The following is a 23,274-nucleotide window of genomic DNA, read 5'->3' as shown; positions in this document are numbered from 1 at the left end:
AGAATGCGGGGGGCGAAACAAAGGCCAGATAGCGAAGGAGGAAGTCATGAACACGAATGTCGTTGAAGTCACCGAATTTGCATTGAAGCCCGAATTCACCGAGCAGATGTTCCTGCAGACCAGGGATGAAGTGAATGGCGAGGTGCGGAAGCTTAAGGGTTTCATCAATCGTCGCCTCCTCAAATCCGAGGGAGGCTGGACGGAGATGTTCGAATGGGCGGACATGGACAGCGCCAAGGCGGCTGGCGAGGTCTGGTCCACCCTGCCCGGCATCAAAAACTATTGCTCGATGGTGAATTCCGCCTCGATCAAGGTCGGCTACCATTCTGTGGCGGCCGTGGCTGGCGGCGAAGCTGGCAGGAGCATCCCCCACGCCTTTTGCAGTCACGCCTTGGAAGGAGAGGCGCGCTGGTGGCTTGGTTCGCTGGCGGTGATCAAGGCGACAGCAACCCAGACGGCGGGCCAGTTCACGCTGGTCGAAGTGCTTGAGAACGAAGGCGAGGCGCCGCTGCATGTCCACCATCGCGAGGACGAGTCATTCCAGGTGATGGAAGGTGAGATCGAGTTCGAGATCGGGGGCAGCAAGATCATGGCTGGGCCCGGTTCGTTTCTCTTTGCGCCACGCGATGTGCCGCACCGCTATACGGTCAAGCGTGGGCCGGCACGGATGCTGTTCCTCTTCACGCCCGCTGGTTTCGAGGAGCTTGTGAGGGCGACCAGTGTGCCTGCCGATGACTGGCGCATCCCTCCGGCCGGCGAAGGAATGCCGGACATGGAGATATTTCCCGATGTGGTCAGGCGCTATGGGTGTGAACTGCTTGGCTGAAGGCGTGGCAAGCGCTGCACCGCAAAAGTGGCGGTGGACCGTTGATCGTCCCTGACGCCGGGCAGGTTTCGGGGACGATCATGCCTTGAGCCTTTGGTGGCCCCTTGCTACCGAATGGCGCACTATTCCCCGTTCACGCATCCTTCTCGGCTTGCTCATTCACCGGTCCTGGCTCGACCGGCGCTTCTCCAGCCACATGCTTGGGACCGCCTTTGGCAACGCCGACCATGGCCGGCCGCAACACCCGCTCGCCGATCGAATAGCCTGGCTGCACGACCTGGACCACCGTGTTGGCCGGCACCTCCGGATTGGGCACCTCGAACATTGCCTGGTGGAAATTGGGGTCGAATTTCTCGCCTTCCGGCTCGAGTTTCTTCACCCCGTGTCGCTCCAGCGCCGATAGCATGGCGCGCTCGGTGAGCTCGACGCCTTCGATCAACGCCTTGAAACCGGCATCGCCCGACGCCTTGGCCTCAGCCGGGATCGCATCCAGCGCACGGCGCAGATTGTCAGATACCGACAGCATGTCACGGGCGAAATTGGCAACCGCATAAGCACGCGCATCGTGCACGTCACGGGCGGTACGGCGGCGCAGATTCTCCATCTCGGCTGCGACGCGGAGCGCGCGGTCCTTCAACTCGTCGTTTTCCTTCAGCAGCCGCACAAGCGCTTCATAGTCGCCGTCGACGCTGCCTTCCCTGTGTTCGGTGGCAGCTGCGGTCGTCTCGGCTTCATCGGGCGCGCGTTCGTCTTTTGCCTGGTCGCTCATCGCCGTTTCCCGTCATTTCGAATGATGTGGATTTTGTGCCCGATATCGAGGTTTGGCGGCCAAAAATCAAGGGGCAAGCGATACTGAAGAGGCCGCTGGCGCTCTGACGGCGCATCATGAAGACCTTTCGATATTAATTCAAATTTTACTGTAACCGCCGACTTTGCTTGCCAAGATGCTGCGATCGGGGAACCATTCGTCTGCTGGAAGAGTTTCGAAGCCGACACAGGATTTTTGAAATGATGACCCGCAACAACGGCGACCATAACAAGAATAGCGCCCGCGCCAATGACGAAAGACGTGAAAGGCTCGCGGCCGGCATCAGGCGCCAGTTCGGCACCGAGGCGACGACGCGCTTTCTGCGTGCGCTGCCGGCGTTCCGGACGGAGAACGATATTCCCGATCGCTTCAGGGAATTGCTCGACCGCCTAGACGGCATCGAGAGCAGCGTAGCCGCCGGTGGCCACAGGCGGTAGACCAACACATTCGGCTGTCGTTGCGGGCCGCCGGAACCCAAGCATGCCCTTCCACATTGCAGTACCTTGCGCGTCGCGCGGCAATTACGCGCAGTAACTTTGCGTGATGCTGCCTTGCAGCGACGGACTGGTCCGTCTATGCTTCCTGATGAACATGATTTCCCCCGAAGCTGTGGCGAACAGCAAACGTGCCTGGTTGAAAATCCTGGCTCGCTACAAGACGCCTGACAGGCGGCGCAGCGCCGTCGAACTTGCCATCACTCTCATCCCCTTTGCCACGCTGTGGGCACTGTCTTCGGCTGCCTATGCCTATGGCCATTGGTGGGGTCTGGTTCTCATCCTTCCGGCCGCCGGCTTTCTCGTGCGGATCTTCATGATCCAGCACGATTGCGGCCACGGTTCCTTCTTCGCCAACCGCACCGCCGACGACTGGATCGGCCGCGGGCTGGGCGTCCTGACCTTGACGCCCTACGATTGCTGGCGACGTGCCCACGCAACCCATCACGCAAGCGCCGGCAATCTCGATGAGCGTGGCACGGGCGATATCAAGACGCTGACCGTCGCGGAATATCGGCAAATGTCCTGGCGGGGCCGCCTTGCCTATCGTCTCTATCGCCATCCGCTCGTCATGTTCGGCCTCGGCCCCATTTGGCTTTTCATCTTTGAGCAGAGACTGCCGGTCGGCATGATGCGAGGCGGACTCACGCCCTGGGTGTCGTCTATGGCCACCAACGTGGCCATCGCGGTCGCCGCCGCCGCCCTCGTCTGGTTCGTCGGCCTCGAAGCGTTCCTGGTCGTCCATTTACCCATCGTCGTTCTCGCCGGTTCCGCCGGCATCTGGCTGTTCTATGTCCAGCACCAGTTCGAAGAGACTGAGTGGGCAAAGGACTCCGAATGGGAGTTTCAGCACGCCGCCCTGCACGGCTCGTCCTATTATGACCTGCCGCCGGTGCTGAACTGGTTCACCGGCAATATCGGTGTCCATCACGTGCACCACCTCTCCGCCAAGGTGCCGTGCTATCGACTCCAGGAGGTCCTGAGGGACTATCCGGAACTGCGCGAAATCGGTCGCGTCACGCTTCTCGACAGCCTGCGCTGCGTCAAGCTGGCGCTGTGGGATGAGAGCCGCAGCAAGCTGGTGTCATTTCGCGAAGCGCGGATGACTGCGTAAACGCATGACCCCGAAAATCGAAATCGATTTTCGGCAAGGATCATGCGTAGAATCAATGTGCTACAGCGTCCTTTGCGCGTCCAGAAAGGACGCGCGGCGCTGTAGAACCGCCGCCCCCCCGGGGGGGCGGTTTTCCAAGACCTGGCTCAAGCCGCCTTGCGTTCGTCGCGCATCAGGATCTCGCCGTGGCGGATCTCGGTGCCGAGCACCTTCAGGCATTCGCGCATGAAGGCGGCGAGGCCCGGCCAGCCCTTGGCCGATACCAGATTGCCGTCGACATGGGCGCCGGTCGGCGCGACATCGATGTAGGTGCCGCCGGCGAGCGTGACTTCCGGCTCGCAATACTGCAGCGCCGCGACTTCCCTGCCACGCAGCACGCCGTCGACCGCCATCAGGATCTGCGCGCCATGGCAGATGGTGAAGATCGGCTTGCCGGTGTCGTGGAAATGCCGCACCAGCGCCTGCACGCGCTTGTCGATACGGATATATTCCGGGCCGCGCCCGCCCGCCGCATAGACGGCGTCGTATTCGGCCGGGTTCACCTCGGAAAAGGTCTTGTTGAGGATGTAGTCGTGGCCGAGCTTTTCCGTATAGGTCTGGTGGCCCTCGAAGTCGTGCAGCGACGTCTTCAGGATATCGCCCGCCTTCTTGTCGGGGCAGACGACATGGACAGTGTGGCCGACCGCATGCATGGCCTGCTCAAAGACGAAAATCTCGTATTCCTCGCTGAACTCGCCAACGAGCATCAGTATCTTCTTACCAGCCATTCCGGTTCCTCCCTTGGTGGCGATATTTATTTCGGATCGCGAAATAATAGGCCTATCCTAAGGGCAGAGCATCGAAAACAAAAGACTGAATTTGCATGTGGTCCGACCAGATGCGACCTGCCCCTGGAGGCGATCAGCTGGCGCGCACCCGCCGCCAGGAATATTTGGGACCTTTCGCCTCCGGCTTCACGGTTGGCTGATAGGAGAGCGGCAGACCGCCGGTGCGGCCTTCATCGAGCCGCTTCAGCAACACTGGATTTGACACTTCGAACTCGTCGAAGCCAAGGCGCAGCATGTGCGGAAGCTGGTCGACCAGAACCTGCCCGGTGGCGCGAACCGCGCCCTCGAAATGGTAGCGGCTGCGCAGCAGTTCTCCCTTGGAGAAGGAACGGCCGTCACTGAAAGCCGGGAAAGCCAACGCCACCAGCGATATCTGGTCGAGCAGGTCGGCGATTTTTTCGAGCTGGTCGCCGGGCTGAAGCAGCACGCCCAGACGTTCCTTCGCCGACCGGCGCACCGCTGTGTCGAGGTTGAGAAACGCATGCAGCGGCAGGATGAAGCGGCCATTGCCGGACAGCGCGTCGGCACTCTCGGCATAAGTCCACTCGTCCTCGCTAAAACCCGTCGGGGTCCAGAGGCGGGTAACGGTCTCCGGCGTCAGTTCGGTCATCAAAAATTCCCAAAGCTCAAAAAAGATCCTAAAGCGATGCGTCGGTCAGCGACTTTTCCAGCCCCGACAAATGGATGCCGCACTCGGTCTTGGCGTGCCCTGCCCAGCGGCCGCTGCGCGCGTCCTCGCCCGGTTGCACCGGCTGCGTGCATGGGAAGCAGCCTATCGACAGATAGCCATAGGCAACCAACGGATTTTCACGCAGCGCATGCGCGCGCATATAATTTGCCTGGTCGGCGGTCGTCCAATGCGCCAGCGGATTGATGCGGATGCGCGAGCCGACCGCTTCGAACACCGGAAGGGCTGCTCGCGTCGTCGCCTGAAAACGCTTGCGGCCGGTGAACCAGGCGCGGAACGGTTCGACGCCGCGCGCCAACGGCTCGACCTTGCGAACACCGCAGCAGGCGTCGGTGTCGGTTTCGTTCAGATTGCCGGTCGGATCGATCCGTTCGAGCGCCGCTTCCTCGGGCTTGATCACCCGGATATCGGTCAGCCCGAAATCGGCAACGAGCGCGTCGCGATAGCCGAGCGTCTCCTCGAAATGCTTGCCGGTGTCGAGGAAGATCACCGGCAAAGTCCGGTCGATCTTAGCGATCATGTGCAGCAGCACCGCCGAATCCGCGCCAAAGGATGAAACCGCGGCGATTTCGCCGCGAAAGAACTCCCGGGCCGACCGCTCGATGATCTCAAGCGGCTTCAGATGACCATAGAGCGCATCGAGCCCCGCCGCTTCGGCGGCGATGCCGGCCTCGACGTCGACGATACGATCAAGCGGCCTTGGCTTCGCCAGCATAAAGCGCCTCCTTGAACGGCGCGGGACCGACACGGCGGTAGGCGTCGATGAATTTTTCGGTTCTGTCCAGTCGAAGCCCGAGATAGGTCTCGACGATCTGTTCGATGGCGTCGGTGATCTCTGCCGAGCTGAAGCCGCGGCCGATGATCTCGCCGACCGAGGTGTTCTCGTCGGCCGAGCCGCCGAGCGTGACCTGATAGAGCTCGGCGCCCTTCTTCTCGACTCCGAGGATGCCGATATGGCCGACATGGTGATGGCCGCAGGCGTTGATGCAGCCGGAAATCTTCAGCTTCAATTCGCCGATCTCGCGCTGCCGCTCGAGCGAAGCGAAACGAAGCGAGATTTCCTGCGCCACCGGAATGGAGCGCGCCGTGGCCAGCGCGCAATAATCGAGGCCAGGGCACGAGATGATGTCTGATATCAGGTTGGAATTGGCCGTCGCCAGTCCGATGTCGACCAGAGCGTCATAGACCGCCTTGAGGTCGGCGCGCGCGACATGCGGCAGGATCAGGTTCTGCTCATGGCTGACGCGCAGCTCGTCGAACGCATATTTCTCAGCAAGCTCGGCGACCGCTTCCATCTGGCTGTCGGAGGCATCGCCCGGCGCTTCGCCGATGCCCTTGAGCGAGATGGTCACCGCGGCATAATCGGGATGACGATGGGTCACCACGTTCTGATCGAGCCATTCCGAAAAGCTCTTGGAATCGAGGCGGGCAAGCTTGACCGCCTCGTCGCCTTCCGGCCGGTCGGCCAGCGCCGGTGGCGCGAAATAGGCATCGATGGCGCGGATGTCGGGTTCCGGCAGCTTCAGATCCGCATCCTTCAGCTCCTGCCATTCGGCCTCGACCTGACGGGTGATCTCCTCGACGCCGGTCTCGTGGACGAGGATCTTGATGCGCGCCTTGTATTTGTTGTCGCGGCGGCCGTAGAGGTTGTAAACGCGCAGGATCGCCGTGCAGTAGGACAGAAGGTCGGCCTCGGGCAGGAAGTCGCGGATCTTCTTGGCGATCATCGGTGTACGGCCCTGGCCGCCGCCGACATAGACGGCGAAACCGAGTTCGCCGGCAGCGTTCTTCTTCAAATGCAGGCCGATGTCATGCGTCTGGATGGCGGCGCGGTCGCGCTCGGCGCCGGTCACCGCGATCTTGAATTTTCTCGGCAGGAACGAGAATTCCGGATGCACCGACGACCATTGGCGCAGGATTTCCGCATAGGGACGCGGATCGGCCACCTCGTCGGCGGCGGCACCGGCAAAGTGGTCGGCGGTGACGTTGCGGATGCAATTGCCGCTGGTCTGGATGGCGTGCATCTCCACACTCGCCAGATCGGCCAGGATCGCCGGAATGTCCGACAGCGCCGGCCAGTTGAACTGGATGTTCTGGCGCGTCGTGAAATGGCCGTAGCCCTTGTCGTATTTGCGGGCGATGTGGCCGAGCATGCGCAGCTGCTTGCTGTTCAGCGTGCCGTAGGGCACCGCGATGCGCAGCATGTAGGCGTGCAATTGCAGGTAGACGCCGTTCATCAGCCTCAGCGGCCGGAACTGATCCTCGGTGATCTCACCGGCAAGCCGCCGCGCGACCTGATCGCTGAACTCGGCGACGCGGGCCTGGACGAAATCGTGATCGAACTCATCGTAACGGTACATGTCTAGTCTTTCCGGGCGCGTCCGCCCGTTTCATCAATATGGTCGTTTACGCCGCCCGGGCGGCTTCCGGGCGGGCCTGCTTGCCCAGATCGTTGCGGTTGGTCGGGCCGGCGGCGCGGATCTTTTCGCGCAGCCGGACCGGCTCGACCACACCATTGGCGACGGTCACGTCGATCAGATTGACATCGACCACTTCGTTGTTGGCATAGGCCGTGGCGCCGATCGCCTCCAGCCGGTCTTCAGCCGCCTTGTCATGGGCGACGTCGGCGTGGTCGATGATCTCGGCCCAGCCGCCATTGGCGTACCAGACGGCTTCGCCGTCGGTCAGGCGGTTTGCGGTCAGAACTTTCATCGTTCAGCTCCTTCGGCGGCTGTTTGGGCCGCGCCTTCATGGCTGTGTGCAGCGAGCGGTTCGGAACGTTCAAAGTTGGCGCCGGCGACTGCATCGCCGATGATCGTCATGACCGGGCCGGTAAGGTCGGCGCGGACCTCCAGCGACGGCAGATCGGCGAGCGTGCCGTGGAACCGGCGGCGGTTGGCAAGGCTGGCATTCTCGACCACGGCGACCGCCGTATCCGGCGACAGGCCGGCCTCGATCAGCCGGCCGGCAACCTCGGCCGCGACCGAGCGGCCCATATAGACGGCGACCGTGGCGCCGGAAATGGCGAGCTTGGCCCAGTCGGGCAGCGAATTTCCCTTGAGGTCGTGGCCGGTGGTGAACACCATCGACGACGACACGCCGCGCAGCGTCAGCGGCAGCTCGAAATCGGCGGCGGCGGCGAAGGCCGCGGTGACGCCCGGAACCACCTCATAGGCGATACCGGCATCGCGCAGCGCCGCCATTTCCTCGCCCGCCCGGCCGAACACCAGCGGATCACCGGATTTCAGCCGCACGACGCGCTTGCCGTCGCGGCCGAGTTCGATCAGCAGCGCGTTGATCTCGGCCTGGCTCTTGGTGTGGCAGCCCTTGCGTTTGCCCACCGGCAGACGCTCGGCGTCGCGACGGCCCATGGCGACGATCGCCTCCGGCACCAGCGCATCATGGACGATCACATCGGCTTCCATCAGCAGGCGGTGAGCGCGCAGCGTCAGCAGGTCTTCGGCGCCGGGGCCGGCGCCAACCAGGGCGATGTGGCCCGATGCCGGCGCATTCGAAAGCAACAGATCGACGGCGGCGTCATGCGCCTGCAAAAGCTGGCCGGCGTCCATGGCGCGAGCCGGTGCGCCGCCGAAAAAGTCGCTCCAGAAGCGTCGGCGGGCATTGCCTTTCGGCAGCAATCTCTCAGCGGTGCCGCGCAACGAGGCAGCAAGCGAAGCAAGCGGCCCGAGCGACGGCGACAGCATGCGGTCGATGCGGCTGCGCAGCATCTGGGCAAGCACCGGGCCCGCCCCTTCGGTGCCGATGGCAATGGCGACCGGCGCGCGGTTGACCAGCGCCGGGGTGAAGAAATCGCACAGCTCCGGCCGGTCGACGGCATTGACCGGAATGCCCAGCCGGCGCGCATCCTCGGCAACGCGCCGGTCGAGCGCCTCATTGCCGCTGGCGGCAAACACCATCACCGCGCCTTCGAGATGCGCGGCCTCGTAGGCGGCAGCGATGTGGACGGCGCCATTCGCGGCAATGAAGGCCAGAAGCTCGGCCTCGGGGGCATCGGCTATGATGCGCAAGACGGCGCTCGACTGGCCGATCAGCCGCGCCTTGGCCAGAGCCTCCTCGCCGCCACCGACGATGGCCACAGCTTCGCCCTCGACCCGCATGAATAGGGGAAAGGCGTTGAGCTTGGCGGTGGCCTGCGGCATGGCGAGCGGAATCCTGAATACGCTGTCAGTTCTACGCGCGAGCGCGAAAAAGCAGAAGGAACGCACTCGCGCATCGCTTCGTGCGAAGCAATCGCTTTTCCGCAAGCACCGGAGGCAGGAGAAAAAAATTCCACACCCACGAGTGGAGCGGATCCAAACCGCTGTTGCGAGCCTTGATCTGCGGCCGTTCTAGCGGCAAACGAGGTGTATCACAAAACACTTTTTCTAAATTCTACAAATCCAGTAGATTAAAGCCGCGATGCGCTGAACACCGTATCTCGTCGGTTGATAGCCTGCTCGCCGTCTTTGTAATCGCCGGAACATTCCTGCCTCGGCGCGCGTTTGCCCTGCGAATCCGAGCCTGGCTGTTCAGCTGCGGCAATGGCTCCAGAGACGGGCCTTGAAAACCATGAAAAACAGAAAAAAGGAGCGCTCCGTGAACAATCTCAAGCTGAAACGCGGACTGTGGGTCGTGGTGGCCGACGGCGAGAAGGCGCTGTTCCTCGAAAACCGTGGCGACACCCAATATCCCGACCTTCAGGTCGTGCAGGAGATGGAACAGGCAAATCCGGCGACGCGAGAGCAAGGTTCGGACCGTCCCGGCCGCTACAGCGACGGCCCTTCCGTCCACCGCAGCGCAGTCGAGGACACTGACTGGCATCGTCTCGGCAAGGAGCGTTTCGCCGACGAAATAGCCGAGCGGCTGTACAAGCTCGCGCATCGCGGCGCCTTCAAGGAGATGGTGCTGATCGCACCGCCGCAGGTGCTGGGCGAGATGAGGCGAAAACTGCATAAGGAAGTTGCCGGGAAAATCACAGTGGAAATTCCGAAGACGCTGACCAACCACACCATCGTCGACATCGAAAACCTGCTGCAGGCGGCCTGATCGCGGCATCAAGGCGCTCAGGCCCTTCCTTTTGCAGCCCCCCGAGGCGGCTCGCCTTCTGTCATCTCTGTCGTAGACTTCACGGCATTTGCGGGTTGCCTCGCGGCCATCCGAGCCGCCATATTGCAAACGCGGCTGCCTCGGCGGTGCATATCCGACATCGTGATTTTTGAAAGGCGCTCCATAGACCATGCCGCATGACACGCCCCTTATCGCCACAATCGTCGCCGGTCTGGGGCTGGCTTTCGTCTTCGGCGCAATTGCCAATCGCTTCCGCATCCCGCCGCTGGTCGGTTACCTCATCGCCGGCGTGCTTGTCGGGCCGAACACGCCTGGCTTCGTCGCCGATGCCGGTCTTGCCAATGAGCTGGCCGAAATCGGCGTGATCCTGCTGATGTTCGGCGTCGGCCTGCATTTCTCGCTGAAGGACTTGTTGTCGGTCCGCGCCATCGCCGTGCCCGGCGCCATCGTGCAGATCGGCTTTGCGACAGCGCGCGGGGGCGGGCTGGCGTGGTGGGTGGGCTGGTCGATGGGCGCGGGGCTGGTCTTCGGGCTGGCGCTTTCCGTCGCCTCGACCGTGGTGCTGCTGCGTGCCTTGCAGGAACGGCGGCTGATCGAGACCGAGCGCGGCCGCATCGCCGTCGGTTGGCTGATCGTCGAAGATCTGGCCATGGTGCTGGCGCTGGTCTTGCTGCCTGCGCTGGCCGGCGTGCTGGGCGGTCAGGAGCCGGTGGAGGTCCACAGCAGCGGCCTGCTGTCGCTGCCGGCGAGCTACGGCGTTTGGGGTGTCGTCGGCATCACGCTGGCCAAGGTCGCCGCCTTTGTCGTCGTCATGCTGGTGGTCGGCCGCCGGGTCATCCCCTGGATCCTGCACTACGTCGCCCATACCGGGTCGCGTGAATTGTTCCGGCTGGCGGTGCTGGCCATTGCTCTCGGCGTCGCCTTCGGCGCGGCCAAGCTATTCGGCGTCTCGCTGGCGCTGGGCGCTTTCTTCGCCGGCATGATCATGAGCGAATCCGCGCTCAGCCATCGAGCCGCCGAGGAATCGCTGCCGCTGCGCGACGCCTTTTCCGTGCTGTTCTTCGTTTCGGTCGGCATGCTGTTCGACCCGTTCAGCCTGATCAGCAATGGCTGGCCGATCCTGGCGACACTGGCCATCATCGTCATCGGCAAATCGCTGGCGGCCTTCGCTATCGTCGTCGCCTTCCGCTATCCGGTCGCCACCGCATTGATGATTTCGGCAAGCCTTGCCCAGATCGGCGAATTCTCGTTCATTCTGGCCGAGCTCGGCGTCGGGCTGAAGCTGCTGCCCGAACAAGGACGCGACCTCATCCTCGCCGGTGCTATCCTGTCGATCGTCCTCAACCCGCTGATGTTCCTTGCCGTCGACTGGATGAAACCATGGCTGGAAAGGCGCGCCGGCAAGGCGGCTTCGCTCGACGAGGCAAAGCCGATCGGCCCCGCCACGGAGCCAGGCCAGCTGGCTTCGGTTGCGGCGCCGGTGAAAGAGGACGGCCCGCCGCCCAGGACAGCGCTTACCGGCCATTCCATCCTGGTCGGCTATGGCCGTGTCGGCAGCCTTGTCGGCGCGTCATTGACGGAGGCCGCCCTGCCGTTCCTCGTCATCGAGGATGCCGACAAGACGCTGGCGAAGCTCAGGGACGACGGCATCGAAACCGTGTCCGGCAATGCCGCGAACAGCGAGGTGTTCGCCGCAGCCAATCCCGAGGGCGCGAGCCGGCTGATCCTTGCCATCCCCAACGCCTTCGAGGCGGGACAGATCGTGCTGCGCGCCCGCGCCGCCAACCCGAGGATCAACGTCATTGCCCGTGCCCATTCCGACGCGGAGGTCGAGCACCTCAAAGGTCTCGGTGCCGATACAGTCATCATGGGCGAGCGCGAGATCGCGCGGGGGATTGTGGAGGAGGTGATAGAAGGCAAGGCAGAGGCGGCCAAAGAGCCGAAAGCACCGATTGCTTAGCCCTCCGATCGCCAGCGTTCGCTCACACGTGCTGGCCGCCATTGATGTGGATTTCCGAGCCCGTCACATAGGACGCCTGCTGCGAGCACAGGAAGAAGATGATGTCGGCGACTTCCGCCGTGGTGCCCAGTCGTCGCAGCGGAATCGTCTCGACGATCTTTTCCGTGCCCGGCGACAGGATCGCCGTGTCGATCTCGCCAGGTGCGATCGCGTTCACGCGGATGCCGTGCGGACCGAAATCATGCGCCATTTCGCGCGTCAGCGAGCCGAGCGCGGCCTTCGACGTCGCATAGGCGGTGCCGGCGAAGGGATGCACGCGGGTGCCGGCGATCGAGGTCACATTGACGATCGAGCCTTTGGCCGACGCCAATTCCCTAAACAATCCCCGCGCCAGCATGATCGGCGCGAAGAAATTGACCTGGAACACGTCGCGCCAGACATGCATCGGCGTGTCGATCGAATTCATGCGACTGTTGCCGTCCTTGAGCTTCGGCGAGATGCCGGCATTGTTGACCAGCGCATGAAGCTGGCCGCCATGCGCCTCCAGCCGGTGGCGGATTTCCGAGGTCGCGATGCCGACATCCTCCTGGTCGGCGAGATCGACCTTGATGTGGTCTTCCGGACCGGCCGGCCACGGGCAGTCCTCGGCAAAGGCCTGGCGCGAGCAGGTGATGACGCGCCAGCCTTCTCGTGAAAAGCGCTTGACCGTGGCGTGGCCGATGCCGCGGCTGGCGCCGGTCAGCACGATGGTCTTTCTGGTGTCGGTTTCGGCCATTCGCGATCTCTCTTTAACCCGCAGATGTAGCGGAACACGGCAACGATGACGAGGGGGTCAGCCGCCGGTGAGGATGTCGAGGATCGAGGTCTGCCGCTTCTTGACCGGGCCGCCGACATCGCCGGGCGGCACCGGGCGCTTGATCGATGCGGTTGTGCCGCCACCGCCCGGCATGCCGAAGCCGCCGGCATCGACCGTTTCGGCGGGACGCGCGGCGCGACGCGGCGACGCTTTTTGGGCGGACGGCGCGGACTGGCTGACCGAAGCGGACGGCACCGGCGCCGGTTGCGCCGCGTTGGGCGGCAATTCGTCCTGCACGATCGTATCGGCAGGCGTCGCCCTCCATGTTCCAGGCCGCGGCCGCACCGGCACGCCGTCGTGCGCGGCGACCATGAACTCGTGCCCTGCCTGCTCCGGCAGCGCGCCGCCGGGTACCTTCTTCATCGGACCGCCATCGTCATTGCCGAACCAGACGCCGGTGGTGAGATTGGCGGTATAGCCGATGAACCAGGCGTCGCGCGAATTCTGACTGGTGCCGGTCTTGCCGGCGGCCGGCCAGGCAAAGGCCGCCTTCCTGGCAGTGCCGATTTCGACAGTACCGGTCATCATCGAATTCATCATGCCGACGATCTCGGGCTTGATGACGCGCGGGGCGCCGCCGCCATTGTTGTCGTAGAGCACCTTGCCGCTGGCTGTCGTCACGCGGCGGATGAAATGGACTTCCGGCCGGTAGCCGCCATTGGCGAAGGGGACATAGGCCGACGTCAGTTCCAGCGGTGTCACTTCAGAGGTGCCGAGCGCGATCGAGGTGTTGGCCGTGAGGTCGGACTGGATGCCCATGCGATGCGCCGCCTCGACCACCGCGTCAGGTCCGACTTCCATGGTCAACTGGGCGGCCACCGAGTTCAGCGATTTCGCCAGCGCCGTCGCCAGCGTCACCTTGCCGAAATACTTGCCGCCGTAATTGGTTGGCGTCCATTTGCCAATTTTGATCGGCGCGTCATTGCGCACGCTGTCGGGCGTGCGGCCGGCTTCCAGCGCCGCCATGTAAACAAAGGGCTTGAACGCCGAGCCCGGCTGGCGGCGCGCCTCCGAGGCGCGGTCGAACTGGCTGGTCGAATAATCATAGCCGCCGACCATGGCGCGTACCGCGCCGGAATTGTCGATCGACACCAGCACGCCCTGGCTGGCATTGAGTTTTTTGCCGCTGCCGTCGATCAGCCGGCGGATCGATTCTTCGGCGAGCTTCTGCAGCGTCAGGTCGACGGTGGTGTCGACGACGATGTCGCCGCGCACATCACCTATCAGGGCGGGCAGCTCTTCCACGATGGCGTCGGCGACGTAGTTTTCCGAGCCCGTCCAGTAGGATGCCACCCGCAACGCCGGCGCGCTCATCGCCGTGGTCAGTTCCTTGGCGCTGATCCTGCCTTCGTCGCGCATGGCGGCGAGAACAAGCTGCGAGCGCCGCTCGGCGGCCTTCGGGTCACGCGCCGGAGACAGTCGCGACGGCGCTTTCAACAGGCCTGCGAGGAGTGCGGCTTCGGGCAGCGTGACGTCGCGCGCGCTCTTGCCGAAATAGCGGCGCGAGGCCGCTTCGACACCATAGGCGCCGGAGCCGAAATAGACCCGGTTGAGATACATTTCGAGGATCTGGTCCTTGGTGTGCTTGTGCTCGAGCCACAGCGCCAGAAGCACTTCCTGCACCTTGCGTTCCAGCGTGCGATCGGGCGTCAGGAACAGGTTTTTCGCCAATTGCTGGGTCAGCGTCGAGCCGCCTTGCGAAAAACGCCCGCCGGCAACGTTGGCCACCATGGCTCTGGACAGGCCGATCGGGTCGATGCCCAGATGCGAATAGAAGCGGCGATCTTCGATCGCGATGACGGCCTCGGGAATATAGGTCGACATTTCATGCAGGCCGACGGCTTCGCCGCCGCTCATGCCGCGGTTAGCGAGCAGTTTTCCGTCGACGGAGACGATCCTGATATTGGGCGCGCGGTCGGGGATGGCCCAGGTGGTGGCTGCCGGCATTTTCGCGCCGTAATAGACGACGATGCCGGCGGCGGCGATGCCGCCCCAGATGGCCAGCACGAAGCACCAGTAGGCCAACCGGCCGAGCACGCCGAACAGGCCGCGCCGGCTTTTGCCGCGCCCGCGACGCGACGCTTTTGTCCTGGCCGATTGGCGCTTTGCAGAGGTCTTGCGGTTGCTCGGCACGACGCGATCCTCCTCGCTCACCGAAAAACCGGCCGAGGATTTCGCCCGTGGCGGTCCCTCGAAGCTCGGTTCGATGCGGCTGTCTCTGCGGTTCGCCATGCGCTGTGCTGTCTGTCCCGATGCCTATCGCATCGGCCCGAAAATCGGAATCGATTTTCGGAAAGCACGATGCGAAGCTTCAAAGTCTAGAGCGTATTGTGCCTCCGAACGGACGCACGTCGCTCCATGGCGTTCGGGGTGAAGAGTAGTTGCGGCGATTTAAGGGCAGGTTAAAATGACCGTTCAGCAGGCCTTTGAAATTCCATACGAATTTCTAAATCTGTTACCGCCCGTCACCGCTCTGTTCGCGTCGCCTGATTCTGGCATCGGCAAAACGGTCCGCGGCCTCAAGCGCGGCGCGGTCATATTTCTCTGTCGTGCTGATGTCGGAGTGGCCGACGACCTTGGGCGTTATTCAGGCTGGCGTCAGATGAAGCGGCTGATGATCTACAAGCCCATGAAGATCGATGGCAAGATCCATTAGACCACCGAGCTGTTACGGAGCGAGCTATGACTACCTACCTTGGTAGGTTGACATGAAGAAGATGCTGATCTTCAGCACAGTGCTAGCGATGCTGCTAGTGACCCTCTTTGCAACACACTCCGATAACGCTCACTGGCAAGAGAAAGTCGACGAATTCCGTCAATTCAAAGGACATACCGACATCGTCATGTTTGGTGATTCTCTCACTGCGAGTGGCCATTGGCAGGAGATGTTTCCCAGACTGTCAATAATCAATCGCGGCATATCTGGTGAACGCGTCGACAGCGCGCTCCTAAGGCTCGACCAGATTACGGCAGCAGAGCCCCGGCTCGTTTTCATCATGCTAGGGGTAAACGATATTAGCAGGTCAGCTGGCCCTGACGACGTCGCTACATCCTACGGCAAGATCATTGAACGCTTGGCGGATCTGGATAGCATCGTTGTCCAGTCAACGTTGTTTACGAGCAGCGAGGTTCACAACGCAGCAATAAAGCGGTTGAACAGCGCACTCATGGCTCTTTGCTCAAACGCCGCCAACTGCCGGTTTCTGGACCTCAACGCATCCCTCTCCCGAAACGATAGCCTCCGGCCGGAGTTCACGACCGATGGGGTCCATCTTAACGGCGACGGCTACCGGGTCTGGGAGAACCAGATTCGCCCAATTATGGCTGCATCCCTGAAGCGCTAGATCCAGGCGATTTCTCACCCCGCACCCCCTCTGGTGGGTGCGAACCTGGCCGCGCGTCTAGGAAGATAGCCGCAGTCTATGCTCGTCATTAGAGCGCGACCGGTAAAGTAGGTTTTGCGTCCGATCGCGCTCTAAACCATTGAATTGGCGCATGACCTCATCATCAAAGTCATTCAACCCTGGCGGATCATTCGTTAGCCAATCGCAGCACGAACGGAAAGCGCTGCCCAGGATGATTGCATCGTCTCGCCCACATGGCAGTAGCAGACAATTTCGTGGAGCTCATCGTCAGTCAATTCGAAGAAACGCTTTGCTTCGCCATAAGTGTCGTCTTTCAGCCCTTCATCGCGCAGGATCGGATCCTCGAAGGCAACCGATATTGGCGAGCCGTCGCCACGCATGACGTCGCGCTCGGGTGACGATTGATATTCGGTCCCGATAAGTGCGGTAAGGAGTCGATTGGGCTGCCGTTCAAGACGTTTTGACCAACGTTCGAGACGCTGGGTTCGGTCCATTCCAGGAGGTGTTGGGTCTCTGTGTACCTTTGCCACCGTATGCAGTTGGTGCAGTGTTTGGTGCCTCATGGCAACCTCCTAATAGTAGGTGGGTTGGCCCCAAACTCCCTGTACCAAGATCATACCGCGGATGCGCCGATACGTCACTCTCATTCCATATCCAGCTTGGCTTCTGTCTCCGGACGCATCGAAGGATGGACCGGCCCTGCCTTTGCGTCAATTTTCGGCCTGATTGGGGTAGGTCATCGGCACTTTTGCCACGCCAACCTAACGCCGTTCAGTTTTGCTGGATCGATATACCCTTGTCGTCGATCTTGAGTTCCACGCCCTCCGGCCTGGTTTGCTGGCGATAGACATAGATGCCGAGCGCGATGACCACGACGGCGAGCGCACCGATAACGAGATAGAGCATGTTCTGTTGTTTCATGGCGCGCTTGATGTCCTTTGATGGATCAGGCCTGCTTAACCAGCTTGATCAGCACGAGCAGGATGACCGCGCCGATCGTGGCGTGGATAATGGAGGCGAATATGCCACCGCCTATGGCGAACCCCATCCGTGGGAAGAGCCAGCCGGCGATGAAGGCACCGACGATGCCGACGGCGATGTTGCCGACCAGGCCGAGGCCGAAACCCTTGACGATAAGGCCGGCGAGCCAGCCGGCGATGGCACCGATGATGATGAAGACAAGCAGGCTCTCAGTACCCATTGCAGATCCCTCCAGAGCGAATTGTCGCGGAGCGGAAAGCTCCGAATCGACCTCCGCAACAGGTCCAATCTATTGGAAAGGCGCCGGCCCCGCCAGCGGCGTCATTCGTCGTCGGCATCCTCGGATGCCGGCCGCCAGCTGATCGGTTCGACCTTCCTTTGCGTATGACCGTCCGTATAGGCCCACCAGCCGGTGTCGTTCTCGTCCCAGTCGCCGCCGGCCGCTTTCAGCCGGTCGAGCGACCGGTACTGCGCGATGGATTCGTTCATCACGCCGTCGCTGTCCTTCCAGTAGACGGTGACCTTGGAGCCGTCCTTGGGCGCTGTTTCGATTGGTTTTCTGGCAGCCATTTCATCCCTCCGTGGACCGACAGAACGTCGCGGCGAACACCTGGTTCCGCCTTAGCTGTGGGCGAAGATGTCTGCCTCATCCCAGCCCATCAGGTCGAGTTTCGCACGCGTCGGCAGGAAGCGGAAGCAGGCCTCGGCCTCCTTGGTTCGGTTGTCGCGCGCCAGCCGCGCTGTCAGCACATCGCGCAGCTGGTGCAGATAGAGCACGTCGGAGGCGGCGTATTCGAGTTGTTCGGGCGACAGCGTTTCCGCCGCCCAGTCCGACGATTGCTGCGCCTTCGACAGACTGACGCCGAGAAGCTCAAAGCAGATGTCCTTCAGCCCGTGCCGGTCGGTATAGGTTCGGGTAAGCCGCGAGGCGATCTTGGTGCAAAACACCGGCTCCGGCATGACGCCAAAGGCGTTGTAGAGCACGGCGAGATCGAAACGACCGAAATGGAACAGCTTGGTTATGCTGCGGTTCTTGAGCAGGCTGACGAGGTTCGGCGCCTTCTTCTGGCCGGGCGCGATCTGGATGATGTCGGCGGAACCGTCGCCAGGCGATATCTGCACCACGCAAAGCCGGTCGCGATGCGGATTGAGCCCCAGCGTCTCCGTGTCGATGGCGACCGCCCCGACGTCGTAGTGCAAGAGCCCCGGCAGATCGTTCTTATGGAAGCGGATATCGCTCATCGTCTTCTCCGGTCGCGACGGGACGCACGTCGCTCTAATGCATGTCGCGCAAAAGTGTGCAGCGGTTTTGCGATAACGACATGCATAAAACAACAACCTAAAGCGCGTCGCATCAGGCAGATCAAACGCGACGCGCTTTAGCCCGTCCTTGCCGCGATCCGATGAAAAATCAACAGAAAGTTGACATCTTGACCCTGTCAGCGTGTCAGCGCGTCGAGAATGCGCGCCCAGGAGCGTTGGCCCTTGTGGAAGGAACTCATCTCATATTTCTCGTTCGGCGAATGGATGCGGTCATCGTCGAGCCCGAAACCGACCAGCAAGGATTCGATGCCGAGATAGGTCTGGAAATCGCCGACCACCGGGATCGAGCCGCCGCTTCCCGTCGTCACCGCCGGTTTCGGCCATTCGTCGGACAGCGCGTCCTTGGCCTTGGCGAGAAACGGCGAGTCGTAGGAAAGCTGGATCGCCGGCGAGCCGCCATGCGGATGGAAATCGACTGAGCAGTCGGCCGGGATGCGCTCCCTGACGAAGGCCTGGAAAGCGGCGCGAATCTTCTGGGGATTCTGCTTGTGGACGAGGCGGAAAGACACTTTTGCCGAGGCTTCCGCCGCGATCACCGTCTTGAACCCCTTGCCGGTATAGCCGCCGATAATGCCGTTGAACTCGGCCGTCGGCCGCGCCCAGGTGAGTTCGAGCACCGAGCGGCCCTTTTCGCCGGAAGGGATCAACAGCCCGACAGGCTCAAGGAATGTCTCGGCGGTCTCGCCGAGCGTCTCCCATGACTTCAGGATCTGCGAAGGCGTCTCCTCGACACCGTCATAGAATCCCGGAATGGTGACATGGCCGTTCTTGTCGTGGATGTCGGCCAGGATTCTGGCCAGGATGCGGATTGGATTGGCGGCAGCACCGCCATAGAGACCAGAATGCAGGTCGCGGTCGGCGGCCTTCACCGTGATCTCTTCGCCGACCAGCCCGCGCAGCGCGACGCAGATGGACGGCGTATCGCGGTCCCACATGCCGGTGTCGCAGACAAGGGCGAAGTCGGCCTTGAGTTCGGCCGCATTTGCCTCGAGGAACGGCTTCAGCGATGGCGAGCCGGACTCCTCCTCGCCTTCAAACAGGATTGTGATGCGGCACGGCAGCCCGCCATGCACTTGCTTCCAGGCGCGGCAAGCCTCAACGAAGGTCATCAGCTGCCCCTTGTCGTCGGCCGAACCACGTCCCGTGATCACCTGATGGCCGGCCTCGATCTGCTTCACCGAAGGTGTGAACGGATCGCTTTCCCAAAGCTCGATCGGGTCGACCGGCTGCACGTCGTAATGGCCATAGAACAGGACATGCGGCGCGCCCGCCGGCCCGTCATGGTGCGCCACCACCATCGGATGGCCAGGCGTGTCACGCACGCCGGCGTCGAAGCCGATCAGCTTGAGTTCCGCCACCAGCCATTCCGCCGCCTTGCGGCAGTCTGCGGCATAGGTCGGGTCGGTCGAGATCGACTTGATCCTGAGCAGGCCGAACAGGCGCTCCAGGCTCTCGTCGAGGTTGTTGTCGAGGCGGTCGAGGACGGGAGAAACTCTGGACATTCTTATCAGGCCTTTCGATTCTGAGCGGCAACCCTAAAGCTGCGAGGCAGAAACGAAAAGCCGGCGGTCGTTGGACCACGGGTTTCGAAGCAAAAAAATGCCGCCGTGGTGGAGGGGGAACCACGGCGGCCTTTACTCGAAACGATGCGGCAGCCCGGAGAGGGGGGATAGGCTGCCGCAAGTGTCCGGGATAGGCGGGGGACGGGCCTTGCTCCGAACGTCGGCGAAAAATGCCGATGGCGTTTATCTGTGTCTCCGAACGTGGCGATTCAAGGGCACGAAGATTACACTTTCGTAACATACCCGTGATCGGATCGACTTGTCAGGCTGTTGCCGGAACCGGTGGTTGAGGCCGCCTTTGGCATGGACCACGACGCTGCGCCGCGCTATCCCTTCGTCCCATGAAAAAAGGCGATCATCTCTTCCTTGTCGACGGCTCCGGCTACATCTTCCGTGCCTATCACGCGCTACCGCCGCTGACCCGCAAATCCGACGGGCTGCCGACCAGTGCCGTGCTCGGCTTCTGCAACATGGTGTGGAAGCTGACGCAGGACGCCCGCAACACCGATGTCGGCATCGTGCCGACGCATTTCGCCGTCATCTTCGACTATTCGTCGAAAACCTTCCGCAACGACCTCTACCCCGAATACAAGGCCAACCGCTCGGCACCGCCGGAAGATCTGATCCCGCAGTTCGGCCTGATCCGCCAGGCGACCAGGGCCTTCAACCTGCCCTGCCTCGAGACAGAAGGCTATGAGGCCGACGACCTGATCGCCACCTATTGCCGGCTTGCCTGCGAAGCCGGCGGCGACACCACCATCATTTCCTCCGACAAGGATTTGATGCAACTGGTCGGCCCTTCGGTCGCCATGTACGACCCGATGAAGGACCGCCAGATCGGCGTTCCCGAGGTGATCGAGAAATGGGGCGTGCCGCCGGAAAAGATGATCGACCTGCAGGCGCTGACCGGCGATTCGGTCGACAATGTGCCGGGCGTGCCCGGCATCGGGCCGAAGACGGCGGCGCAATTGCTGGAACAGTTCGGCGATCTCGATACGCTGCTCGCCCGTGCCGCCGAGATCAAGCAGGACAAACGGCGCGAATCGATCATTGCCAACGCCGACAAGGCGCGCATTTCGCGTGAACTGGTGACGCTGAAGAACGACGTGCCGGGGATCGGCGGGCTCGACGATTTCGTGTTGCACCCGCCCGACGGACCGAGGCTGATCGGCTTTCTCAAGACGATGGAATTCTCCTCGCTGACCCGCCGCGTGGCGGAAGCGACCGGAACGGAAGCGGCTGATGTCAAGGCCGTTCCCGTCATTATCGAGCGCGCCGACACCGCGCATGGTCCCGATGTCGGGTTTGGAGTGCCGGCAGCCGAAAGCGCGGCAGGCGCAGTGACAGACGAGGCCGGGGAAGCGGTGCCGGCCACCATCAAGGTGGAACCCAAGGAAGGCGACACCCCTTCGCTTCTCTCGGCGCTTCGCTTCGAGGACGCCACCGCCAGCAAGATCGACACCAGCGCCTACGTCTCCATCCGCGACACTAAAGTGCTGAAGGCATGGGTGGCCGAGGCGATGGAGACCGGCATCGTCGCCTTCGACGCCGAGACCACGTCAGCCGATCCGATGCAGGCCGAACTGATCGGCCTGTCCATAGCCACGGCGCCCGGTCGCGCCGCCTATGTGCCGTTCGCCCACAAAAGCGGCAACGGCGACCTGCTCGGCGGCGGAGTGGTCGAAAACCAGATCCCGATCCGTGAGGCGCTTGGCATCCTGAAGCCGTTGCTGGAGGACAAGTCGGTTCTCAAGATCGTGCAGGACCTGAAATACGACCTCGTCGTCATGAGCCGCCACGGCATCGATGTCGCCCCCTTCGACGACACCATGCTGATTTCTTACGTACTCGACGCCGGCACGTCCGGCGGCCACAGCATGGCGGCTCTGTCCGAAAAGTGGCTCGGCCACTCGACCATTGCCCTCAAGGATCTGGCCGGCTCTGGAAGAAGCTTCGTCGGTTTCGACCAGGTCGACATTGACAAGGCAACGGCCTATGCCGCGGAGCACGCCGATGTGACGCTCAGCCTCTGGCGGGTGCTGAAGCCACGGCTTGCCGCCAAGGGCCTGGTCTCGGTCTACGAGCGGCTGGAACGGCCGCTGGTGCCGGTGCTGGCGAGGATGGAGCAGCGCGGCATCTCCGTCGATCGGCAGATCTTGTCGCGGCTCTCCGGTGAGCTGGCGCAGGGCGCCGCGCGGCTGGAGGATGAAATCTACCAGCTCGTCGGCGAGCGCATCAATATCGGCTCGCCAAAGCAGCTCGGCGACATCTTGTTCGGCAGGATGGGCCTGCCCGGCGGCTCCAAAACCAAGACCGGCCAGTGGTCGACCTCGGCGCAGCTGCTGGAAGACCTCGCCGCCGAAGGCCACGAGCTGCCGCGCAAAATCGTCGACTGGCGCCAACTGACCAAATTGAAATCGACCTATACCGATGCGCTGCCCGGTTTCGTCCATCCCTCTACGAAGCGCGTCCACACCTCATACGCCCTTGCCGCGACGACGACGGGACGGCTGTCGTCCTCCGATCCCAATTTGCAGAACATTCCGGTCCGCACCGTCGAGGGGCGGAAGATCAGGACGGCCTTCATCGCCGACAAGGGCAACAAGCTGGTTTCCGCCGACTACAGCCAGATCGAGCTGCGCGTGCTCGCCCATGTCGCCGAGATCCCGCAGCTCAAACAGGCCTTTGCCGACGGCGCCGATATCCACACCATTACCGCGTCGGAGATGTTCAACGTGCCGGTCGAGGGCATGCCCTCGGAGATACGCCGCCGCGCCAAGGCGATCAATTTTGGCATCATCTACGGCATTTCCGCCTTTGGCCTTGCCAACCAGCTATCGATCCCGCGCGAAGAGGCCGGCGCCTATATCAAGAAATATTTCGAACGCTTCCCGGGCATTCGCGACTACATCGACGCGACCAAGGCCTATGCCCGCGAACACGGCTATGTCGAAACGATCTTCGGCCGCCGCATCCACTATCCGGAGATACGCTCTTCCAATCCTTCGGTCCGCGCCTTCAACGAGCGCGCCTCGATCAACGCACGCCTGCAGGGCACCGCCGCCGACATCATCCGTCGCGCCATGATCCGCATGGACGATGCGCTGGAAAGGGCGAAGCTTTCCGCCCGCATGCTGCTGCAAGTGCATGACGAGCTGGTCTTCGAGACGGTGGAAGCGGAGGTCGAGGCGACGATCCCCGTCGTGCGCCACGTGATGGAGAACGCTGCGATGCCGGCGGTGTCGATGTCGGTGCCGCTACATGTCGACGCCCGCGCCGCCAACAATTGGGAAGAGGCGCATTGATGCGCCAAGCCAAGGTGTGTTGAGATTCAGGTCAGGCCGAGTCGAAAATGGTGGCTTCCGAGAACCGGAGCGGAGCGTACTTTTGGGTACGTGAGCAC

At 62.5% G+C, this 23,274-nt stretch carries 23 protein-coding genes; 8 read left to right on the top strand and 15 right to left on the bottom strand.

All coding sequences use genetic code 11. The features are described 5' to 3' along the window. The first annotated feature begins 46 nt into the window (after nt 1-46). Nucleotides 47-826: a quercetin 2,3-dioxygenase gene (locus NKH12_RS05965; protein ID WP_352952281.1), complete on the top strand. Its 780-nt coding sequence runs from the start codon at nt 47-49 to the stop codon at nt 824-826. A gap of 133 nt (nt 827-959) precedes the next feature. Here NKH12_RS05965 and grpE read toward each other — a convergent pair whose 3' ends face one another. Continuing rightward, the gene (gene grpE / locus NKH12_RS05960; RefSeq protein WP_352952280.1) at nt 960-1,595 is read right to left on the bottom strand and encodes a nucleotide exchange factor GrpE; all 636 of its coding nucleotides are present in this window, start codon (nt 1,593-1,595) and stop codon (nt 960-962) included. Between the two features lie 239 nt (nt 1,596-1,834). Here grpE and NKH12_RS05955 point away from each other — a divergent pair, with 239 nt between their 5' ends. After that, nucleotides 1,835-2,071 carry a hypothetical protein gene (locus NKH12_RS05955; protein WP_352952279.1) on the top strand — a complete coding sequence of 79 codons (237 nt, stop codon included), beginning with the start codon at nt 1,835-1,837 and terminating at the stop codon, nt 2,069-2,071. A gap of 148 nt (nt 2,072-2,219) precedes the next feature. Beyond that, nucleotides 2,220-3,242: a fatty acid desaturase gene (locus NKH12_RS05950; RefSeq protein WP_352952278.1), complete on the top strand. Its 1,023-nt coding sequence runs from the start codon at nt 2,220-2,222 to the stop codon at nt 3,240-3,242. A 146-nt stretch (nt 3,243-3,388) separates the two neighbouring features. Here NKH12_RS05950 and NKH12_RS05945 read toward each other — a convergent pair whose 3' ends face one another. From NKH12_RS05945 to cysG, 6 genes are all read right to left on the bottom strand, one after another. Continuing rightward, nucleotides 3,389-4,009 (bottom strand): DJ-1/PfpI family protein, encoded by a 621-nt coding sequence (locus NKH12_RS05945; protein ID WP_352952277.1) that lies wholly within the window; start codon nt 4,007-4,009, stop codon nt 3,389-3,391. A gap of 133 nt (nt 4,010-4,142) precedes the next feature. Beyond that, entirely contained in the window at nt 4,143-4,679 is a 537-nt protein-coding gene (locus NKH12_RS05940; protein ID WP_352952276.1) for a DUF934 domain-containing protein, read from the bottom strand. A 28-nt stretch (nt 4,680-4,707) separates the two neighbouring features. Continuing rightward, complete coding sequence (locus NKH12_RS05935) at nt 4,708-5,472, bottom strand: phosphoadenylyl-sulfate reductase (RefSeq protein ID WP_352952275.1); 765 nt, start codon at nt 5,470-5,472, stop codon at nt 4,708-4,710. Beyond that, a complete protein-coding gene (locus NKH12_RS05930) occupies nt 5,447-7,117 on the bottom strand; it encodes a nitrite/sulfite reductase (protein WP_352952274.1) in 1,671 nt (556 codons plus the stop codon). The genes NKH12_RS05935 and NKH12_RS05930 overlap by 26 nt, the downstream gene beginning before the upstream one ends. A 46-nt stretch (nt 7,118-7,163) precedes the next feature. After that, complete coding sequence (locus NKH12_RS05925) at nt 7,164-7,469, bottom strand: DUF2849 domain-containing protein (RefSeq protein WP_352952273.1); 306 nt, start codon at nt 7,467-7,469, stop codon at nt 7,164-7,166. Next, nucleotides 7,466-8,917, bottom strand: coding sequence for a siroheme synthase CysG (cysG, locus tag NKH12_RS05920; RefSeq protein ID WP_352952272.1), 1,452 nt, complete (start codon nt 8,915-8,917; stop codon nt 7,466-7,468). Before cysG ends, NKH12_RS05925 begins: the two co-directional genes overlap by 4 nt. A gap of 436 nt (nt 8,918-9,353) precedes the next feature. Here cysG and NKH12_RS05915 point away from each other — a divergent pair, with 436 nt between their 5' ends. Next, entirely contained in the window at nt 9,354-9,803 is a 450-nt protein-coding gene (locus tag NKH12_RS05915; RefSeq protein ID WP_352952271.1) for a baeRF12 domain-containing protein, read from the top strand. Nucleotides 9,804-9,993: 190 nt separating this feature from the next. After that, nucleotides 9,994-11,784 carry a cation:proton antiporter domain-containing protein gene (locus tag NKH12_RS05910; protein WP_352952270.1) on the top strand — a complete coding sequence of 597 codons (1,791 nt, stop codon included), beginning with the start codon at nt 9,994-9,996 and terminating at the stop codon, nt 11,782-11,784. A gap of 22 nt (nt 11,785-11,806) precedes the next feature. Here the strand turns inward: NKH12_RS05910 and NKH12_RS05905 are convergent, their stop codons facing one another. Both NKH12_RS05905 and NKH12_RS05900 read right to left on the bottom strand, forming a co-directional pair. Continuing rightward, entirely contained in the window at nt 11,807-12,559 is a 753-nt protein-coding gene (locus NKH12_RS05905) for an SDR family NAD(P)-dependent oxidoreductase (RefSeq protein ID WP_352952269.1), read from the bottom strand. Nucleotides 12,560-12,616: 57 nt separating this feature from the next. Further along, a complete protein-coding gene (locus NKH12_RS05900; protein ID WP_352952268.1) occupies nt 12,617-14,872 on the bottom strand; it encodes a transglycosylase domain-containing protein in 2,256 nt (751 codons plus the stop codon). A gap of 175 nt (nt 14,873-15,047) precedes the next feature. Between NKH12_RS05900 and NKH12_RS05895 the strand changes: the two genes are divergently transcribed. Together NKH12_RS05895 and NKH12_RS05890 are read left to right on the top strand one after the other, a co-directional pair. Beyond that, a complete protein-coding gene (locus tag NKH12_RS05895) occupies nt 15,048-15,296 on the top strand; it encodes a hypothetical protein (protein WP_352952267.1) in 249 nt (82 codons plus the stop codon). Nucleotides 15,297-15,348: 52 nt separating this feature from the next. Beyond that, entirely contained in the window at nt 15,349-15,984 is a 636-nt protein-coding gene (locus NKH12_RS05890; protein ID WP_352952266.1) for a GDSL-type esterase/lipase family protein, read from the top strand. A 194-nt stretch (nt 15,985-16,178) separates the two neighbouring features. Here the strand turns inward: NKH12_RS05890 and NKH12_RS05885 are convergent, their stop codons facing one another. The 6 genes from NKH12_RS05885 to NKH12_RS05860 all read right to left on the bottom strand — a co-directional run bounded on the left by NKH12_RS05885 (nt 16,179) and on the right by NKH12_RS05860 (nt 19,811). Further along, nucleotides 16,179-16,568: a hypothetical protein gene (locus tag NKH12_RS05885; RefSeq protein ID WP_352952265.1), complete on the bottom strand. Its 390-nt coding sequence runs from the start codon at nt 16,566-16,568 to the stop codon at nt 16,179-16,181. Nucleotides 16,569-16,776: 208 nt separating this feature from the next. Next, entirely contained in the window at nt 16,777-16,926 is a 150-nt protein-coding gene (locus NKH12_RS05880; RefSeq protein ID WP_352952264.1) for a hypothetical protein, read from the bottom strand. 25 nt (nt 16,927-16,951) lie between these two features. Next, nucleotides 16,952-17,206 (bottom strand): GlsB/YeaQ/YmgE family stress response membrane protein, encoded by a 255-nt coding sequence (locus NKH12_RS05875; RefSeq protein ID WP_292516377.1) that lies wholly within the window; start codon nt 17,204-17,206, stop codon nt 16,952-16,954. A 101-nt stretch (nt 17,207-17,307) separates the two neighbouring features. Next, complete coding sequence (locus NKH12_RS05870; RefSeq protein WP_352952263.1) at nt 17,308-17,556, bottom strand: hypothetical protein; 249 nt, start codon at nt 17,554-17,556, stop codon at nt 17,308-17,310. Between the two features lie 51 nt (nt 17,557-17,607). Next, on the bottom strand, nt 17,608-18,228 hold the full coding sequence (locus tag NKH12_RS05865; protein WP_352952262.1) for a ribonuclease D: 621 nt from the start codon (nt 18,226-18,228) through the stop codon (nt 17,608-17,610). A gap of 197 nt (nt 18,229-18,425) precedes the next feature. Further along, complete coding sequence (locus NKH12_RS05860; protein WP_352952261.1) at nt 18,426-19,811, bottom strand: M20/M25/M40 family metallo-hydrolase; 1,386 nt, start codon at nt 19,809-19,811, stop codon at nt 18,426-18,428. 401 nt (nt 19,812-20,212) lie between these two features. Between NKH12_RS05860 and polA the strand changes: the two genes are divergently transcribed. After that, nucleotides 20,213-23,176, top strand: a complete 2,964-nt coding sequence (gene polA, locus NKH12_RS05855; RefSeq protein WP_352952260.1) for a DNA polymerase I — start codon at nt 20,213-20,215, stop codon at nt 23,174-23,176. The last annotated feature ends 98 nt before the right edge of the window (nt 23,177-23,274 follow it).

Source organism: Mesorhizobium sp. M1322 (assembly GCF_040318085.1).
Lineage (GTDB): Bacteria > Pseudomonadota > Alphaproteobacteria > Rhizobiales > Rhizobiaceae > Mesorhizobium.
Note: the sequence above shows the minus strand (reverse complement) of the source record. Positions and strands in the feature narration are given on the sequence as shown.

Coding starts and splice junctions, on each gene's coding strand:
- NKH12_RS05895 (WP_352952267.1), top strand. CDS start 15,048: ATGACCGTTCAGCAGGCCTTTGAAATTCCATACGAATTTCTAAATCTG.
- NKH12_RS05930 (WP_352952274.1), bottom strand. CDS start 7,117: ATGTACCGTTACGATGAGTTCGATCACGATTTCGTCCAGGCCCGCGTC.
- NKH12_RS05940 (WP_352952276.1), bottom strand. CDS start 4,679: ATGACCGAACTGACGCCGGAGACCGTTACCCGCCTCTGGACCCCGACG.
- NKH12_RS05900 (WP_352952268.1), bottom strand. CDS start 14,872: ATGGCGAACCGCAGAGACAGCCGCATCGAACCGAGCTTCGAGGGACCG.
- NKH12_RS05925 (WP_352952273.1), bottom strand. CDS start 7,469: ATGAAAGTTCTGACCGCAAACCGCCTGACCGACGGCGAAGCCGTCTGG.
- NKH12_RS05880 (WP_352952264.1), bottom strand. CDS start 16,926: ATGAAACAACAGAACATGCTCTATCTCGTTATCGGTGCGCTCGCCGTC.
- NKH12_RS05950 (WP_352952278.1), top strand. CDS start 2,220: ATGAACATGATTTCCCCCGAAGCTGTGGCGAACAGCAAACGTGCCTGG.
- NKH12_RS05890 (WP_352952266.1), top strand. CDS start 15,349: ATGAAGAAGATGCTGATCTTCAGCACAGTGCTAGCGATGCTGCTAGTG.
- NKH12_RS05885 (WP_352952265.1), bottom strand. CDS start 16,568: ATGAGGCACCAAACACTGCACCAACTGCATACGGTGGCAAAGGTACAC.
- NKH12_RS05870 (WP_352952263.1), bottom strand. CDS start 17,556: ATGGCTGCCAGAAAACCAATCGAAACAGCGCCCAAGGACGGCTCCAAG.
- NKH12_RS05945 (WP_352952277.1), bottom strand. CDS start 4,009: ATGGCTGGTAAGAAGATACTGATGCTCGTTGGCGAGTTCAGCGAGGAA.
- NKH12_RS05910 (WP_352952270.1), top strand. CDS start 9,994: ATGCCGCATGACACGCCCCTTATCGCCACAATCGTCGCCGGTCTGGGG.
- NKH12_RS05860 (WP_352952261.1), bottom strand. CDS start 19,811: ATGTCCAGAGTTTCTCCCGTCCTCGACCGCCTCGACAACAACCTCGAC.
- polA (WP_352952260.1), top strand. CDS start 20,213: ATGAAAAAAGGCGATCATCTCTTCCTTGTCGACGGCTCCGGCTACATC.
- NKH12_RS05965 (WP_352952281.1), top strand. CDS start 47: ATGAACACGAATGTCGTTGAAGTCACCGAATTTGCATTGAAGCCCGAA.
- NKH12_RS05905 (WP_352952269.1), bottom strand. CDS start 12,559: ATGGCCGAAACCGACACCAGAAAGACCATCGTGCTGACCGGCGCCAGC.
- grpE (WP_352952280.1), bottom strand. CDS start 1,595: ATGAGCGACCAGGCAAAAGACGAACGCGCGCCCGATGAAGCCGAGACG.
- NKH12_RS05955 (WP_352952279.1), top strand. CDS start 1,835: ATGATGACCCGCAACAACGGCGACCATAACAAGAATAGCGCCCGCGCC.
- cysG (WP_352952272.1), bottom strand. CDS start 8,917: ATGCCGCAGGCCACCGCCAAGCTCAACGCCTTTCCCCTATTCATGCGG.
- NKH12_RS05865 (WP_352952262.1), bottom strand. CDS start 18,228: ATGAGCGATATCCGCTTCCATAAGAACGATCTGCCGGGGCTCTTGCAC.
- NKH12_RS05935 (WP_352952275.1), bottom strand. CDS start 5,472: ATGCTGGCGAAGCCAAGGCCGCTTGATCGTATCGTCGACGTCGAGGCC.
- NKH12_RS05875 (WP_292516377.1), bottom strand. CDS start 17,206: ATGGGTACTGAGAGCCTGCTTGTCTTCATCATCATCGGTGCCATCGCC.